The 16,773-nt window shown below is 55.9% G+C and carries 15 protein-coding genes; 7 read left to right on the top strand and 8 right to left on the bottom strand.

The features are described from left to right. Window positions 1–42: 42 nt before the first annotated feature. Window positions 43–2,457: an EAL domain-containing protein gene (locus RAL88_RS01660; RefSeq protein WP_306266818.1), complete on the top strand. Its 2,415-nt coding sequence runs from the start codon at window positions 43–45 to the stop codon at window positions 2,455–2,457. Between the two features lie 150 nt (window positions 2,458–2,607). Here the strand turns inward: RAL88_RS01660 and RAL88_RS01655 are convergent, their stop codons facing one another. Next, window positions 2,608–2,871 carry a hypothetical protein gene (locus RAL88_RS01655; RefSeq protein ID WP_306266816.1) on the bottom strand — a complete coding sequence of 88 codons (264 nt, stop codon included), beginning with the start codon at window positions 2,869–2,871 and terminating at the stop codon, window positions 2,608–2,610. A gap of 106 nt (window positions 2,872–2,977) precedes the next feature. On the opposite strand from RAL88_RS01655, the gene RAL88_RS01650 reads away from it, so the two are divergent. Then, window positions 2,978–3,892 carry a LysR family transcriptional regulator gene (locus RAL88_RS01650; protein ID WP_306266814.1) on the top strand — a complete coding sequence of 305 codons (915 nt, stop codon included), beginning with the start codon at window positions 2,978–2,980 and terminating at the stop codon, window positions 3,890–3,892. A 15-nt stretch (window positions 3,893–3,907) separates the two neighbouring features. On the opposite strand, the gene RAL88_RS01645 is transcribed toward RAL88_RS01650, so the two are convergent. The 6 genes from RAL88_RS01645 to RAL88_RS01620 all read right to left on the bottom strand — a co-directional run bounded on the left by RAL88_RS01645 (window position 3,908) and on the right by RAL88_RS01620 (window position 9,706). Next, window positions 3,908–5,911 (bottom strand): ASKHA domain-containing protein, encoded by a 2,004-nt coding sequence (locus RAL88_RS01645; protein WP_306269550.1) that lies wholly within the window; start codon window positions 5,909–5,911, stop codon window positions 3,908–3,910. A gap of 84 nt (window positions 5,912–5,995) precedes the next feature. Then, window positions 5,996–6,949 carry a methyltetrahydrofolate cobalamin methyltransferase gene (locus RAL88_RS01640; protein ID WP_306266813.1) on the bottom strand — a complete coding sequence of 318 codons (954 nt, stop codon included), beginning with the start codon at window positions 6,947–6,949 and terminating at the stop codon, window positions 5,996–5,998. A 34-nt stretch (window positions 6,950–6,983) separates the two neighbouring features. Next, the gene (locus RAL88_RS01635) at window positions 6,984–7,868 is read right to left on the bottom strand and encodes a methylenetetrahydrofolate reductase (RefSeq protein ID WP_306266811.1); all 885 of its coding nucleotides are present in this window, start codon (window positions 7,866–7,868) and stop codon (window positions 6,984–6,986) included. Then, window positions 7,849–8,163 carry a virulence factor gene (locus RAL88_RS01630; RefSeq protein WP_306266809.1) on the bottom strand — a complete coding sequence of 105 codons (315 nt, stop codon included), beginning with the start codon at window positions 8,161–8,163 and terminating at the stop codon, window positions 7,849–7,851. The genes RAL88_RS01635 and RAL88_RS01630 overlap by 20 nt, the downstream gene beginning before the upstream one ends. A gap of 135 nt (window positions 8,164–8,298) precedes the next feature. Further along, window positions 8,299–8,958, bottom strand: coding sequence for a DUF1638 domain-containing protein (locus RAL88_RS01625; protein WP_306266807.1), 660 nt, complete (start codon window positions 8,956–8,958; stop codon window positions 8,299–8,301). Window positions 8,959–9,001: 43 nt separating this feature from the next. Beyond that, window positions 9,002–9,706 carry a B12-binding domain-containing protein gene (locus tag RAL88_RS01620; RefSeq protein WP_306266805.1) on the bottom strand — a complete coding sequence of 235 codons (705 nt, stop codon included), beginning with the start codon at window positions 9,704–9,706 and terminating at the stop codon, window positions 9,002–9,004. A 237-nt stretch (window positions 9,707–9,943) separates the two neighbouring features. Here RAL88_RS01620 and RAL88_RS01615 point away from each other — a divergent pair, with 237 nt between their 5' ends. Beyond that, complete coding sequence (locus tag RAL88_RS01615) at window positions 9,944–11,608, top strand: trimethylamine methyltransferase family protein (RefSeq protein WP_306266804.1); 1,665 nt, start codon at window positions 9,944–9,946, stop codon at window positions 11,606–11,608. Between the two features lie 10 nt (window positions 11,609–11,618). Here RAL88_RS01615 and RAL88_RS01610 read toward each other — a convergent pair whose 3' ends face one another. Then, a complete protein-coding gene (locus RAL88_RS01610) occupies window positions 11,619–12,341 on the bottom strand; it encodes a GntR family transcriptional regulator (RefSeq protein ID WP_306266803.1) in 723 nt (240 codons plus the stop codon). A 190-nt stretch (window positions 12,342–12,531) separates the two neighbouring features. Between RAL88_RS01610 and RAL88_RS01605 the strand changes: the two genes are divergently transcribed. The 4 genes from RAL88_RS01605 to RAL88_RS01590 are packed head-to-tail and all read left to right on the top strand — an operon-like array spanning window position 12,532 to window position 16,772. Then, window positions 12,532–13,935, top strand: a complete 1,404-nt coding sequence (locus RAL88_RS01605) for a sugar ABC transporter substrate-binding protein (RefSeq protein WP_306266801.1) — start codon at window positions 12,532–12,534, stop codon at window positions 13,933–13,935. A gap of 21 nt (window positions 13,936–13,956) precedes the next feature. After that, window positions 13,957–14,850: a carbohydrate ABC transporter permease gene (locus tag RAL88_RS01600; RefSeq protein WP_306266799.1), complete on the top strand. Its 894-nt coding sequence runs from the start codon at window positions 13,957–13,959 to the stop codon at window positions 14,848–14,850. Between the two features lie 3 nt (window positions 14,851–14,853). Further along, entirely contained in the window at window positions 14,854–15,708 is an 855-nt protein-coding gene (locus tag RAL88_RS01595; RefSeq protein ID WP_306266797.1) for a carbohydrate ABC transporter permease, read from the top strand. Continuing rightward, window positions 15,705–16,772 (top strand): ABC transporter ATP-binding protein, encoded by a 1,068-nt coding sequence (locus RAL88_RS01590; RefSeq protein ID WP_306266795.1) that lies wholly within the window; start codon window positions 15,705–15,707, stop codon window positions 16,770–16,772. The genes RAL88_RS01595 and RAL88_RS01590 overlap by 4 nt, the downstream gene beginning before the upstream one ends. Window position 16,773: the final 1 nt, after the last annotated feature.

The following is a 16,773-nucleotide window of genomic DNA, read 5'->3' as shown; positions in this document are numbered from 1 at the left end:
TGGCGAAACGGTGCTAACTCCTTTGGTGAAAGGGGTTTGTACATGCGCATTCGTACCATTTTGCTAATTGCATTTCTGACCGTGGCTATTCTCCCCACCGCTATCTTCGGACGGTGGTCATATAATCATGCAGTAAATCGGGAATTTGCAGAAGTGAAAGACCGGCATTTGCTGCTGGCGCAGAATCTGGGCTTTGCGCTGAAGCGCTACCACACGGATCTGGTCGGTACTTTTAATTCGATTTCCTCCGCATTGCTGGCAGATACAACGACCAGGGATCTCAAACCTTTGATGTCTGCTTTGAATATCATCAGTGTCTTCGTTGTTGATGAGCCATCCGGCAAACTGATTGCGCGAACCGACGGGACCGTTGAAGCATCTGTAACGCCCATGGCCCAGGACATCCAGACTATTGCCAGAACGATCGCGAAATCCGGAGACGTGGTTTTTTCGAATGTTCTAGAAATGGAGCGGCACGGGAATGTGTTGCTCGGTGTGCGCCGGTATGGCGACAGTCTGGCCATCGCTTTGGTCAATACAAAATACTTCATCGAACTTGGAAAACAGATTTCGTTCGGGAAAAATGGGCATGCAGCGATCGTCGACAAGGCCGGGAACGTTCTTGCGCATCCGCTGCCGGAATGGGTGGCTTCACGCAAAAATATTGCGGGAATTTCTTCGGTGGCCCGTATGATGAAGGGGGAGACGGGAATCGAACAATTCTACTCTCCCGCTCTGAAGGGTGACATGATTGCCGGTCTGACGACGGTTCCCGGTCCGGGCTGGGGAGTTATGATCCCCCAGCCCGTTGAGGAGATTTACCAAAAGGCCCATATAGACAGCGCCTCGATTTTTGTTGCGTTGCTGATTGGTTGGACGATATCGAGCGCCTTTGTTCTTTTGTTCATCAACTCACTGGTGAGGCCGCTGGAACAACTTCTGCAATCCATCCACAAAAATGCACAGAAAACCCGGTTAAACCCGACGTCAGTCCGCCCCGGCGTTATACCGTTGCGGGAAATTCTGCAGTTGAACCGGGGCTATAACGTCATGGTTGGCCGGGTTGCTTCCGCCAATAAGAAAATGTCGGTGATGGCATTCTCTGACAGCGTTACCGGCTTGTTCAACCGGAAACGATTTGAGGAACTCACCTGCGAATTATTTGCTGACTGCAGCCGAAAATCCTGGGGTGGGATTGTCGTATTCATTGATCTTGATGATTTTAAACAGATCAATGACATCCACGGACACAGATTTGGTGACAGTTTTCTGCGCGCCTGCGCAGCCAGGTTGGAATTGCTCGTTCAGAGCGCCGCTCGGAACCTTTCCCAAAAGAGCGTTGGTCAATCGGCTCCAATCGTCGCGCGGGTGGGTGGAGATGAATTCGCCATCGTCATACCGGGCCTCACGAACAAGCGCGACATTCACGAATTTCTCAGCCTGGTTCGGGATGAGTTGTCAGCGCCATCAGAAGTTTTTTCGGAAATCTCGCGTCACGGTGCCAGTATTGGTTGCGCTCGTTATCCGCAAGACGGAACAAATCTGGATAGTCTGCTTAAATGCGCAGATATTGCCATGTATCACGCGAAAAGATCGGGAAAAAACCGGTTTGAGACATATGCTCCCGAGATGGGGATGATGACCGCGGCAGAGCTTTGCGTCGCGGTCGACTACGCCATCGCACATGGCGAGCTTGTGCTGGAATACCAACCAAAAGTGCACGCAAGGACGAACCAGATTCAAGGCGTGGAGGCGCTTGTCAGATGGGATCACCCGGCGTTGGGCCGGCTGCTTCCCAATCAGTGGATTCCAACCATTGCCCATTCCCCCGTGATGGAACGGCTTGGTGAATGGACGATTGCCAGGGCGATTGATGATCATGGACATTGGACGAGAGCAGGACTGGAATTGTCGGTGGCAGTCAATATTGGCGCGAGACATTTTTCCAATCAGACATTTACCAGCTCTCTGGCACGTTTGGCAGCAGAGAAAAATTTCGATTGCCGTCATATGGAGATCGAAATTACCGAAGATACGCTATTTGCGTCGGATGGTCGCGCCGATGAGGTTTTGGAAGCCCTGCATCGGCAGGGCTTCCGGATTTCGATCGATGATTTTGGCACCGGTTATTCGAATATTGCCCGCCTGGGCCAGATGCAGGTCGATTTTCTAAAGATCGACCGCTCGCTAATTTCCCAGGCTCATCGAGACGATCGAGTTGCTGCGATGATGGATTGTGTGTTGTTGATGGCCAAAACGCTCAATTGCAAAACCGTCGCCGAAGGTGTTGAGAGCCAAAGCGAAGTTGATTTCCTGGCGCGGCACAAGATCGATATTCTACAGGGATATTACTTTTCACCAAGTCTCACAGTTCCAGCACTTGTCACATGGGCGCGTCAGCACGAACGGGCTGTTGCCGCCGGTAAATTCAATCATAAAACCAGTCATGCGGCGTGAAATCCATGATCTGCTGATTTCAGGCCGAGGTTCTGGCGTGAATTCATAACGGCTTGTCCCAGGGACCCAGTCGTTGGATCGCCGCAGAGCAGGACGTTTGCAGGCTGGACCGGTTTCTAATTCCCGACACACCAGACAATCTGATCCGCTCTACCGCCCCATCAGACTCACTGCGATCATCTCCTGCCGCTGGATTTCTTTCGCAATGCGTGTGAGCGATCCGTCGCGGCCGTTTATTCCCAGGCCGATATCCGCCATCGCTCTGGCATCATGAATGGGCAGCTCTGCGCACTTCTTTTTGCGCAGATGCAGGCCCGACAGCATCTTTGCGGGCCACCTCAGAAAGTTGGAGGTGGCTCCTGCCTGGCGGCTCTGCGGTTCACAGCACAATTCGTGGGTTACCTGTATTGTCATCTGACTGATCCTTTCGCTCTCACCGTCAAGATGGCAATTTCTGACTTGTAAGAAAAACGAAAAGATCTTAATCTATCTATCAGAAAACCTGTATTATGGATGAGCGATGTCAATTGATGATCTTTCCCGGAGCCGGCTGCCGCTGCTCGACCCGGATCAGTTGCGCAGCTTTGTGGCTATTGCTGAAACCGGCAATCTGACACGGGCGGCGGAAGCGGTGTTTCGCACCCCCTCAGCGATTTCCATGCAGGTCAAGAAACTTGAGGAAGCGCTTGAGACGAAAGTTCTGTTCCGCACCTCGCGTGAGGTATCGCTGACGCCCGACGGAGAGCAGTTTCTGGCCTATGCGCGCCGTCTGCTGGCATTGAACCGGGAAGCGGTTCTGCAGTTTCGCAAGCCCGAACTGGAAGGGGTTGTGCGGATCGGCGCTCCCGATGATTACGGTGTCCGGCTGTTGCCGAATGTGCTGCGCCGCTTTGCGGAATGTTATCCGGGGGTCAGGCTGGATGTCATCATTGATATGAGTGTTGAGTTGATGAAACGGTTCCGGCGCGAGGAACTGGATCTGACACTGACCACCTGTGGAAATATCATCGATCTGCCGCCGGGCAGCAACGTCGTTCTGGAAGAGCGCCTTATCTGGGCCGGGCTCAAGGGCGGATGTGCGCATCAGCGGCGGCCGCTGCCGGTATCCATGTGGGAGCAGGATTGTCCGTGGCGTGGCAATGCGGTTCAGGCACTTGAGCGCATAGGTATTCCCTACCGGTCTGCTTTTATCAGCGCCCACAGTGCCGGCCAGCGTGCCGCCTTGCTGGCAGACCTGGCAGTGGCACCATTTCCTGCCAGTCTGGTGGATGGTCCACTGGTGGAACTGACAGAAGCCGAAACCGGCCTTCCATCACTTGGCACCTATCAGGTTGCGCTCAGCAGACAGGATAATCTGGGAGAAGCCGGTCAGGTGGCTGCCGACGAGTTGATCCGTGAATTTCGCGAAATGCCGGGCAATCTGTTGCCGCAGTGATCTGCGGTACCTGAATTATGCTGTCGGGCGAGACCGCCGGCGCCGACGCGCCGGTCTGCCATCGGCGTCGCCGGATGTGGTTTGTTTTCTGACGGGCAGTTCCACCGCCTGAGCCAGATTGGGAAAGGCATCGACCTTGTTGGGAAAGGCCATTGCGTTGACAAAGTGCTCCTGAAATTTGGGCTCAAGCGCTGTCTCGATTTTTTCGATGCGGCGGACCAGATTTTCAATCTCCAGCCGGTGTCCGCGATTGAGCAAAGCCATACGCGCACCGGTGCCGGCAGCGTTGCCAACGCCGGAGACTTTGGTCAGATCACAATCCGGGATGAGCCCGATCAGAATGGCATATTTCGGGTCGATATAACTGCCGAAAGCCCCGGCGAGTTTTATCTTGCGGATCTGTGAAATAGCCAGTTTGTCCATCAACAGTCTAATACCGGCATAGAGCGCAGCTTTGGCCAGTTGAATGGAGCGGATATCAGTCTGGGTGATCTTCAGCTCAACTCGGTCGCGCCATAAAATGTAGCTGAAGGTGCGGCCATCCGAAATCACCCGGTCGGATTTTTCCGCCATCGCACCCTGAAGAACACCATCTTCATCAATCAGCCCGGCCAGAAACATTTCACCGACAACTTCAATGATGCCTGAGCCGCATACACCGGTAACGCCCACCGCTTCCACATGTCTGGCAAAAGCGGGATCATCAGACCATTCGTCGACGCCGACTACCTTGATGCGCGGTTCAAGTGTCACCGGATCAATCCGGACCCGTTCAATGGCTCCGGGAGCGGCGCGCTGGCCACAGGAAATTTCCGCGCCTTCAAAGGCAGGACCGGTTGGCGAAGATGCCGCCACGACCCGCTGTTTGTTGCCAAGCATGATTTCAGCATTGGTGCCGACATCGACCACCAAAGTGTAGTCCTCTTCCTTGTGTGGGGCCTCTGCCAGCGTGACAGCTGCCGCATCCGCCCCGACATGACCGGCAATACAGGGCAGCATATAGGTGCGCGCGCCGGGATGAAGGTCAAGATCCAGCTCCCGTGCCGGAAAATCAAGAGCGCCTGAAACCGCCAGCGCAAAGGGTGCACCGCCCAGCTCGGTTGGATCGATGCCGAGAAGCAGGTGGTGCATCACCGGATTGCCGACGAAAACGGAATCCAGAATATCATGCCGGCTGATGGCAGCATCGGTGCAGACTTTTTCAATCAGGGTGCGAACCGCGTCACGCACTGTTTTCGTCAGTTGTTCCTCACCGCCCGGATTCATCATTACATAGGAGACGCGCGACATCAGATCTTCACCAAAGCGGATCTGGGGATTTGACGTGCCGGAGGAGGCGATTGTGCGCCCGCTCATCATATCTGACAGATGGCAGGCGATGGTTGTGGAACCGATATCGAAGGCCAGACCATAGAATTGATCGTGGAAGCCGGGCCATAGTCCGATCAGCGTCGAGATGCCGTCTCTGGTATGTACGGCGGCAGTGGCTTCCCAATGGCCTTTTCGCAAAATGCTCTGGATTTTCGGATAGAGCCAGGTATCGATCTGAAGATGGTCCAGTTGCCATTCACTCTTCAGCGCAGCCAGCAACCGGTCGAGATCGCCCAGCGGCTGTTCCATATCCGGCTCTTCAACCTGGACAAAATGCAGTCTGATTGCCGGATCGCGCTCAATGCGGCGGTTTTCGGCGCGTTTGCGGACCACCTGACGCTGCGTCTGGACATCCTGTGGAATGTCGATAACGATATCGCCAGTGACTTTCGCAGAGCAAGACAAACGGCGGTCGTCGGCCAGTATACGTTTGGCGCGATACCGCGCCTCGGTATCGGTGAATGCCGCCAGATGGTCGGCTGAACTGGTGATGCCGTGTTTGGCAAACCGGCCTTCTGCGACCACAACCTGACAGCGCCCGCATATGCCGCGCCCGCCGCAGACCGATTCAATATAGACACCAAGCGAGCGGGCGGCATCGAGAACCGGCGTGCCGACCGGAAAATTTCCGCGCCGACCCGATGGCATGAAGAGCACCAGGGCTTCTTCTTCCACGTCAGGCTCTGTCGTTGCGTCGGCAGCCAATGTCTCGCTCAATTGAGCATCTCCGGTTTATGCAGTTGCCCTGGGCCGCCGCGCTTCGCGACCGCCGCGGCGGCGGCCGCCGGGAGCCGCCGGTGCTGCAGTCGGTGAGGTTGTGTTTCCCGGCACATGATCGCGATAGGTGGAAATCCAGGTCTGGCAATTGGCATCTGTGCCCATCAGCACATTTGCCGCATGGATTGCTTCCATTTCTACGGGGCGGCAGGGGTTCATGATCGCAGACGTCATGCCCGAGGCAATCGCCATCGGCAGAAACGCCGCATTGATACCATGACGGTGCGGCAGACCAAATGAGACGTTGGATGCGCCGCAGCTGGTGTTGACTTTCAATTCTTCGCGCAGGCGGCGCAAAAGCGCGAACACCTGCAGACCCGCCGTGCCCATGGCGCCGATCGGCATGACCAGCGGATCGACAACAATGTCATGCGGCTTGATACCGTAATCCATGGCATGTTCGACGATCTTTTTGGCCACCTCAAAGCGCACGTCCGGATCTTCCGAGATGCCGGTTTCGTCATTGGAAATGGCAATCACCGGCACATCGTATTTCTTGCACAGCGGCAGCACCAGCTCGAGCCGGTCGACTTCTCCGGTGACGGAGTTGACGAGAGGGCGGCCCTTGCACACTGCCAGCGCTGCCGCCAAAGCGGCGGGAACCGAGGAATCGATACAAAGCGGTATATCAACCAGCGACTGTACCAATTCGATAGTCGCGGCCAGCAGCGGTGGCTCGCTCAGGTTGGGATCAATGCTGGTGACACCGGCATTGACGTCAAGCATGGTGGCGCCGGCGGCGACCTGCGCCAGTGCGTCGGCCTTTACGGTATCGAAATTGCCGGCCAGCATTTCGGCTGCAAGCTTCTTGCGGCCGGTTGGATTAATCCGTTCGCCGATCACGCAGAATGGTTGGTCGAAGCCGATAAGGGCCGTGCGCGTTTGGGACGCGACAACAGTCTGGGTCATGGGACAATTCCAATGTTGTTAGCAATTATGTGTGTTAAACCACATTTGCATCAAGATATAAAGATTTCTTTATGTCCCAAAGGCCCCGTTCGTCAAGCCAATTCGCAGATTTTTTCAATCCGCCGAACGGAAATATATGTGCAGCTTGCAGCGGAGAAAACGGATTTTGCGTAATATGGTCTTCCACAGCCTGCAATATCGGGTCCGGGTCAAAGCCCATCGCCAGGGCGGCCAGAGCCGAGCCGCGCTTTTTCAGGAAACCCATTGAGGCCCCGACGCCGCAAATGGCAGCATATTTGATCAGGGTCGTCATTTTTGCCGGTCCGGCCATACCCATGTGAACCGGCAGGTGAATGCCCTTGGCCGGCAGACTGTCGGCCCAGGCGATGAAGCGCGGGGCATCAAATCCAAACTGGGTGACAATGCGCATTTCGGCATCGGTATTGCTGGCGTAGTCGGCCTTTTCCAGCAGACTTGCGCGCACCATATCGGCTGGGATCACGGTGCTGCCCTCCGGATGGCCCGCGACAGCGATGCGCCGGACTGCGTAGCGGTTCAAAATGTCGCTGCGCAGTATCTCGATGGAGGCGGAGTAGGGCCCCATCTGCCGTTCAGCCTCTCCGGCAATCAGCAGCACATTGTCAACGTCCGCTTCTGCGCTGAGGCGTGCAATCCGCAATTCCAGCGCCTCTGCGCTTTTGATCCGTCGTGCCGGAATATGCGGCACCGGCACATAGCCGCAAGCACGCAACTTTGCCGCCGACGCAATGATCGTTTCGAGCGGATCAATACCGACATCCGTCAGATAGACCCAGGTTCCCTTGGGAAACAATGACCCCATTTCATCGGTCGACAAGACCTGTTTGGGCGAAGCCTCAATTGTGATCTTGAGCCGCCGTCTAAGGGCCGTTAGTTCCATGGTCAACGCCTCCAGCATCAATCAAAGCCTTGAGCCGCGTCCTGGGGTAGGCCGCAATCAGCGCTTCCAACGCTTGATCCGCCTCTGTTTCCAAATCACCTGACACCTCTTCCGGCGACCCGCGCCGCCATTCTTCCAGATAGGCATCACTGTCTTTGGCCCCAAGCCGCATGGCGCATTGGTCCACCGATTGAATGAAATATTCCGGCAATTCCCGCTTGGCGGCCTTGCGTCCCGCCTTGACGATGATCTGCGTCGGAATGTCTTTCCAGTACACGATGGTCTTCTGTGCCATTGGCTGCTCCTGATGTGACAATGTGGTTGATGTGGGATTTGCGATGCGTCGCCAGCGACATGACATTGTGGGAATGCGACTGCGCAAGCGATTTGAAGGATTTTTACGGCTGTCGGGCTAACTGCGAACCGTCCTCTAGGCTTTCACTCTGCCTCCGGCAAGGTTTTTCATGGCGCTTGCCAGATCGCCGTAGCCGGATGCGCGGCGTTCAAAGCGCAATCCGAGACGGTCAGCGCAGGTTGCCGCCTTGGCGGTGAGGGCGGGATCCTCGGTTTGCGCCAGATAGATCAGTTTTTCATAATTGCCAAAATACATGTCACGCAATTCAGGATGACGATCAAGCCCCATCGGTTTCCAGACAAAGGCATCAAACTGCTTGACCAGAAAATCGGTCAGGTAAAACACGCGCATTTCCGCCTCTGCCCGTTCCGCAAATGCGTCATTGCCGTCAAAAAAGGAATAGCAATGCGGGCCGGCGATGCGCTCCACGCCTTCCTCAGCACATAAAGTGTCGAGATGACCGCCAGTGCCGCAATCAGCGTAGAGGATATAGATGGTTTGAAAACCATCGGCGCGACCTTTCCGGATCGCCTCACGCACCGCAGGAGTAATCTGCTCGGGATAAAGATGCAGCTTCGCTGGCAGACAACGCAAAACCATGTAGTCCCAGGAATTAGCCGCTTTCAGCGCCAATATCTCGCGGGCCAGAGCGCCGCAGCCGATCAGCAGGATCGAGCCGGTCCCGGCTTCTCCGAAACCCTGTTCCGTCAGAACCTTGTCATTTGGAAGATGCATGTGTCAGCTCCCGTGGCGGGGAGGCGCAACACTCCCGGCAGAATTACGCGGTGGCCCGCTGATTGTGTTTGCGCGCCATCCATTCCTTGGCGGTTTCGACGGCTACAGCGGCGTCGCGGCAATAGGCATCGGCCCCGATGGCGAGACCAAATTCCTCATTCAGCGGTGCGCCGCCGACAAGGATGATATGATCGTCACGGATACCCATTTCCTTCATGGTATCAATGACAACCTTCATATAGGGCATAGTTGTAGTGAGCAAAGCAGACATGCCAAGGATATCGGGTTTGTGCTCTTCGATGGCCGCCAGATAATCCTCGACCGGATTGTTGATGCCCAGATCAATCACATCGAAGCCCGCGCCTTCCATCATCATGCCGACGAGGTTTTTGCCGATGTCATGAATATCGCCCTTGACGGTGCCGATCACCATGGTGCCGACTTTGGGCGCGCCGGTTTCCGTCAGCAAAGGGCGCAATATACCCATGCCCTGTTTCATCGCATTGGCTGCCAGAAGAACCTCGGGAACAAACAGGATGCCATCGCGGAAGTCGATGCCGACAATCCGCATTCCTTCTACCAGAGCCTTGGTCAGAACTTCGTAAGGGGTCCAATCCCGCGCCAGCAGAATATTTACGGATTCCGCAATTTCTTCTTTGAGCCCGTCATACAGATCGTCATGCATTTGCAGAACGAGCTCTTCATCATTCAACTCGGACAGTATGATGTCATCTTCATCATCGGACATAAACTACCTCACCCTCTGACGTTGTCAGTACTCGATCATCGTCTGCGACACCAAGCATTGAATTGCAAGAGTATTCCGCAAATGCTTTATGTTTCCTGCTGCTGGAAACGACCTGCAGCATCATAAAAACGACGGTACAGTCTGTCGCGAAAGCATGTGCTGTATGACGCAATATGAACGCGGCATATCGGTTCTGTGCGGCATCTTTGCTACAGGTTTCTTTTGAAGGCGTGGATCATGAGTGACAGTCAACGGTATAATGCAGCAACTGGCGCCCCGGCAAGGCGCAGACGCGCCGGTGGGATGGATGGCCGCCGGGCCTTGCGCGCCAACCGGCGGGACCCTCAGATGCCGGCCATTTTGCGCGAGATTCCAACCGTGGAAATCATGGATGAAGAAGGCCTCGCGCTGATTGAAACCAATGCGGATCTTATTCTGCAGGAAATCGGCATTGAATTTCGCGAAGATCCGGAGGCGCTGCAGATGTGGCGTGACGCCGGCGCGGATGTGCAGGGCGAGCGGGTGCGTTTTCCCAAAGGCCTGTGCCGTAAACTGCTTGAGACCGCGCCGTGTGAATTCACCCAATTTGCGCGCAATCCGGAACGCTCTGTTCAGATTGGCGGCAAAACGACAGTGTTCGCCCCGGTTTACGGGCCGCCCTTTGTCCGGGATCTGGATGGCGGTCGGCGTTATGCAACGCTGGAGGATTTTCACAATTTTGTAAAACTCGCCTATCTGGCACCGGCCATGCACCATTCCGGCGGCACAGTGTGTGAGCCAGTCGATGTGCCAGTCAACAAACGCCATTTGGATATGGTGATGGCGCATGTCAAATATTCCGACAAACCGTTTATGGGGTCGGTGACTCACCCGGAGCGGGCCGAAGATTCCGTTGCCTTGGCCAAGCTGGTATTTGGTGACGAGTTTGTCGATAATAATTGCGTGCTGATCAACCTGATCAACGCCAATTCGCCGATGGTGTTCGATTCCACCATGCTGGGCGCGCTGAAAGTCTATGCGCGGGCCGGACAGGCAACGGTGATTTCGCCCTTCATCCTGGCCGGGGCGATGTCTCCGGTGACGGTCGCGGGCACATTGACGCAGATATTGGCGGAAGTGCTGGCAGGTGCGGCATTCACGCAGCTTTGCCGCCCCGGCGCGCCGGTGGTGTTCGGCACGTTTGCAAGTTCCATCTCCATGCAATCAGGCGCGCCGACCTTCGGCACGCCGGAGCCGTCGCTGGTGCTGTACGGGGCAGGGCAACTGGCCCGGCGGTTGGGTATTCCCTACCGCTCCGGCGGCTCACTGTGCGGCTCCAAAGTCTGTGACGCGCAAGCAGCCTATGAAAGTGCACAGACTCTGCTGCCGACGGTCATGGGCGGGGTGAATTTCGTGCTGCATGCTGCCGGATGGCTGGAAGGCGGGCTCGCCTCGTCCTACGAGAAATTCGTCATGGACTGCGACCAGTTGGCGATGATGCAGCGCTTTGCCCAGGGCGTTGATCTGTCTGAACAGGGGCAGGCCCTCGATGCCATCCGCGAGGTCGGACCAGGCCACCATTATCTTGGCTGCGAACATACCCAGGCCAATTTCGAAAATGCCTTCTACCGGTCTAAAATTGCTGACAATAATTCATTTGAGCAATGGCAGGCCGACGGGGAAAAGACTGCCGAAATGCGGGCCAATGGCCTGTGGAAGAAAATGCTGCAGGATTATGAAGCGCCGGCGCTGGATCAGGGCATCGAAGAAGCGCTGACCGATTTCATTGCCCGTAAAAAGGACGGCGTGGAAGACGCCTTTGCGCCGAAGGATCCTAAAAAAGATGCCATGGCCCGCTCGATGAAAGTGCGCAGTGCCGCGATGCGAGAATCATTCGGATTGAAAGACGGCAAGGAGAAATAGGGTCTGACGTCTAACGGCTGGGTTTGAGATCCATGTCCAGCCGGATGTAATCCCCTCGATAGGTCGCTTCGCCAAGATACAGCACTGTTTTATCCGGCCCGAGAAGCACCCGGCGCACATCCGCCACGGGCGAACCCAGTGGAATATCGAGACTGCGCGCGACTTCCATCTCGGCAGATGCAATCGACAGGGTCTGACGCGCCCCGGTGATATTCACGCCGGGCAGCGATGTTATCAGCGGTAGAACAACCTCTGTGCGAAATCTGTCGGGTGCCAGCGCGAACACCCGGTCATCGAGAAAAATCGAAACAACGCAATATGGTTCGCCATCGCGCGAGTGAACCCGGCGCATATGTGTATAATGAGGCGCCGCGACGCCGTCATTGTCGGTCAGGACCGGTTGCAATTCCGTTTCATCTACATTGGAAAGATCGGGCATATCGCCGCGATACATCTCAACCAGATCGTCCAGTGTGGTTTCAACCACCAGTTTGCGATTGCGTCCTGCCGCCTCGGTCACAAACGTTCCGCGTCCGCGCTGAGGTGACAAAAGCCCCTCGTCGGAGAGGATTCTGGTGGCCTGTCTGACGGTGACGCGAGCCGTCCCAAATTCGGCCATAAGGTCTTCAATTGATGGCAGAATATCGTTTGGCTTCCATTGGCCGCGACGGATTCTGCTGCGCATGACATCGGCAAGCTGAACATATCTGGGTATGTGGGTATTGCGGAACATTTCGCTTGCTTTCCCATTCCTTCTTGCACATACGTTCTAAAATAGGTACGTTTAGGACGTATAAACCTAACCTATTCGCGCAGCTATGCCAATGTGGCCGATTGCTGCAAGTCGAATTATCCAGAACCGAAAGGGATCTGGGCTTTCACTCGGGAGGAATACCAACATGACACATCAGGATCGGCAAAAAATGAAAAGTCCATTTGTGACCCGCCGAACGGCTTTGAAAGTGACAGCGGCAGGCCTGGCGACGATGGCGGCGCCGGGCATTTTGACGCAAGGTGCCCATGCGGCAGGCAAAAATATGGATCTGGATTCATTCCGTCAGGCTGGAATTGACTGGCGGCAAGCAGAAGGTGCCAACATCACCATTGGCGTGATACCCGCCGGTTACTTCCAGAATCTCGAAGCTGTTCTGGAAGATTTCGTCGAACTGACCGGCGTCAACGCACGGCTTGAAATGACGCCTCCAGGCCAGATCCGGCAAAAGGCGGTTCTTGATCTATCCAGCGGGACTGGCACCTGGGCCAGTCATGCGGCGGATCCGATGTATTATCCGCTATACGTTGCCAATGGCTGGGTCGACCCGCTTGATGGCTATCTGGGCGATGCAAAGCTGACCGATAATGACTGGTTCCGCTATGAGGATATTCTGGCGGGCTGGCGCGGCACAACGTCGGTCGATGGCCGCCCTTATGGCATTCCATATGATGGCGAGGCCACCATTCAGGTTTACCGCAAGGATGTCTTTGACGAACGCGGATTGATGCCAGCCGATACTTTGGAGCAATTCACTTCCAATGCGGCGGCGGCCCATGACCCGGCAAACCGGCTCTGGGGTGCGGCGCTGCGCGGCTTTAAAGGTGCGGGGCAGAACATGTATATCTACCCGTCGATTTTCCGCGCCTTTGGCGGTGAATGGTTCAACAGTTCCGGCGATATGACGGTCAACACTGAAGAGGCCATCGGGGCGCTGGAATGGTATGTGAACCTGTTGAACAATTATGCGCCCGAAGGTGTCGAGAACTGGAACTGGCCCGATATCGCTGATGCATTCGGTCAGGGCACAGTGGCTTCTTACATTGACGCCCATGGCTCGGCTGCGGTGATAGCCAACCCGGAAAAATCCAAGGTTGTCGGCAAAATCGGCTTTGCACGCTGGCCCAAGGGGCCATCCGGCAAGCGCGTCACGTCGATCTGGAACTGGAGTTTTCCGATCAATGCTGCGCTATCCGAAAAAGACAAGGCTGCAACATGGCTGTTCATTCAGTGGGCGGCTTCCAGGGAAACCCAGGCGGCAACCAGCTATGCCTTCCCGGGTGCCTACAAGCGCAGCGGCGCAAACCGCACATCGTTGTGGAACCTTGATGCCTATCGCTCAGTCTTGGGATCAGCCGGTGACAATTTCATCGAAGCTGTGACAACATCCTTTGCTGAAGATACCGATGTCGACTGGCGGCCGCGTCTGCCACAATGGCCTGCCGTTGGTGACACGATGGCGACGGCGATTCAGGCCAGCCTTGTCGGCCAGTCCAGTGTGAGCGATGCGTTGAACGAAGCGCAGGCCAAAATCGATGGCATTCTGAAAGGCTAAGTTCGGCAGGCGGATCAGGTTATGGCGCAGCGTAAACGCGGATATTTTTCCACCGAGCGGGGTTTTGCCCTGCTCATGGTCAGCCCCGGAATAGCGGTGCTGATCCTGACGACAACGTTTCCGCTGGCTTATCTGATCTGGAACTCGTTCCTGAACCTCAATCTGGCGATGCCGTGGAGCAACGGCTTTGCCGGATTGGATAATTATGCCCGGATGATGGGGGATACCCAGTTCTGGTTCTCACTCAAGCTGACGGCGATTTACACCGTGAGCTCAGTAGCGCTGCAACTGATTATCGGGCTGGGTCTGGCCCTTATGGTGATCCAGATTCCAAAAGGGCAGTGGGTGTTCCGGCTGGCTGCCATTCTGCCGATTGTGCTGGCACCGGTTGTGGTCGGGCTGTTCTGGCGCACATTGATGCTCGCGCCCAATTTCGGCATTGTCGATTTCATTGTTCGCGCGCTTGGATTTGAGAGCGTCAACTGGCTTGGCGCGCCGGTTCCTGCGCTGATCTCGGTGATCATCATTCACACCTGGCAATGGACACCCTTTGCCTTTCTGGTGCTGCTGGCGAGCCTTGCCTCCCTGCCGCCGGATCTTTACGAGGCTGCAAAAATCGACCGCGCCAACCCGGTACAGCGCTTTATTCATATTACCCTGCCGCTGATCCGTCCGGCCATCGTGATCGTGGTGATCATGCGTTCGATGATCGCGCTGTCGGCCTTTGCGGCAATCTTTGCGGCGACCGGTGGTGGCCCCGGCACTGCCACCGAGATTCTCAACCTCTATGCTTACAAAACTTCATTTGTGGAACTGAATTTCGGCTACGGTTCGGCGCTGGCCGTCTCGCTTCTGGTGATCACCATGGCGGTGTCGGGCGTGTTGTTCTATCTGCGCACGGCAAGGCGAGGCTAGCTCATGAACTCCAACCGAAAACGACAAAGACTGATGCGCAGCACAGTGCTTTTTGCGATCGCTTCAATTCTGCTGTTCATATGGGTTTTTCCGCTGTTCTGGGCGGTGCTGGTGTCGCTCAAGTCTGAAGCCGAGGTGATGGCCTATCCGCCACGGGTCATTTTCGAGCCGACCGTGCAGAATTACAAGGATGCGCTGTTTGGCGGGATATCGATTCTCCCCAGCCTGGTGACCAGCGTGATCGTTGCCACCGCCACGACGATCCTGACAATCGCCATGGCCGTACCTGCTGCCTATGCATTTGCCCGCTTGAAACTGCGCGGCAAGGCGGCTTTGGGGTTTTATACGCTGGCGACGCAAATGGTGCCGCCGGTGGGATTGGTGATTCCCTATTTTCTGATCCTCAACAAGGTCGGCTGGCTGGATACGTATCAGGGTATGGTCACCGTTTATCTGACGTTTTCGCTGCCTTTTGCGATCTGGCTGCTGGTTTCCTACATGGAAGATATTCCCTTCGAAATGGAAGAGGCTGCATTTCTGGACAAGGCCAGCCGTTTGCAAACCCTCTGGCACGTTATCCTGCCGCAGGTGCGTGGCGGCATCGCGGTGACGGTCATCTTCGTCTTCCTCAACGCCTGGAATGAGTTTTTGTTTGCAGTTCAACTGGGCGGCAACACTGTGCGTCCGGTGACCGTGGCGATGTATAATTTTGTGTCTGTCGAACAGACCCTGTGGGCCAAGCTCAGCGCTGCAGCCCTGATTGCGATGATCCCGATGATCCTGATTGGCGTGTTTGCGCAAAAGCAGATTGTAAAAGGCCTGACCGTGGGTGCGGTCAAAGGCGGAGGCAGACGATGAGTAACAAAAAGGGCCGCATCTCCCTGCGCGGCGTGCGCAAGGTCTTCGGCAGTTTCGAAGCGCTGAAATCCATAGATCTGGAAATCGAACCGGTCGAGTTCTTCGCACTGCTCGGGCCCTCAGGATCGGGCAAAAGCACGACTTTACGTGTCATTGCCGGCCTCGAAACGCCCGATGATGGCGCGATCTTTGTCGACGATGAGGACGTCACCTTCGGCCCACCCGGCGAGCGCGACGTGGCGATGGTGTTCCAGAACTATGCGCTTTATCCGCATATGACACTGGCTGAAAATATCGGCTTTCCGCTGAAGATGGACAAAGTGCCGAAGGCAGACATTCCCGGCCGTGTCCGTGAAGCGGCAGCGAAGGTCAAGATTGACCATCTGTTGCATCGCCGACCCGGCCAATTGAGCGGCGGACAGCAGCAGCGCTGCGCCCTGGCCCGTGCCATTGTGCGCCAGCCAAAACTTTTCCTGCTCGACGAGCCGCTGTCCAACCTGGACGCCCAGTTGCGCCTTGAAACCCGGGTTGAGCTGAAAAAGCTGCAACGCGAACTCGACGTGACTGCGGTCTATGTGACCCATGATCAGGAAGAAGCGATGACGCTGGCGGACCGGATGGCGGTTTTTCTGGACGGCGAGATTGCCCAGATCGGAACTCCGGACGAGGTATTCAACAAGCCCGCCAATATGGCTGTCGCTGCCTTTATCGGCAGTCCTCCGATGAATTTGATCGCCGCACAACTGGATGGTTCAGAAATTCGGATTGGCGATTACCGGCTGGCTTTGCCAGGCCAGAATACGCGGCCGCCGGGACCGGTTATCCTGGGAATTCGACCGAGCCACATCACGCTGTCGGATAGTGGTCTGAAGGCCAGTCTTTATCTGTCGGAAAACCTTGGCGAGGGCATGCTTTTAAACTGCCTCTACGGAGTTGACATGATCAAGGTCAGGCTGCCGGAAGTGCGCCGGATCAATGATGGCGCTGCGCTGAATTTGAAATTTGATCCCGGGCAAATCCACCTGTTTGATCCGGAAAGCCGGACGCGCATCGAGATCGGATAGA

This window comes from Pararhizobium sp. IMCC3301, assembly GCF_030758315.1.
Classification (GTDB): Bacteria; Pseudomonadota; Alphaproteobacteria; order Rhizobiales.
This window is presented reverse-complemented; position numbering and strand designations above follow the sequence as displayed.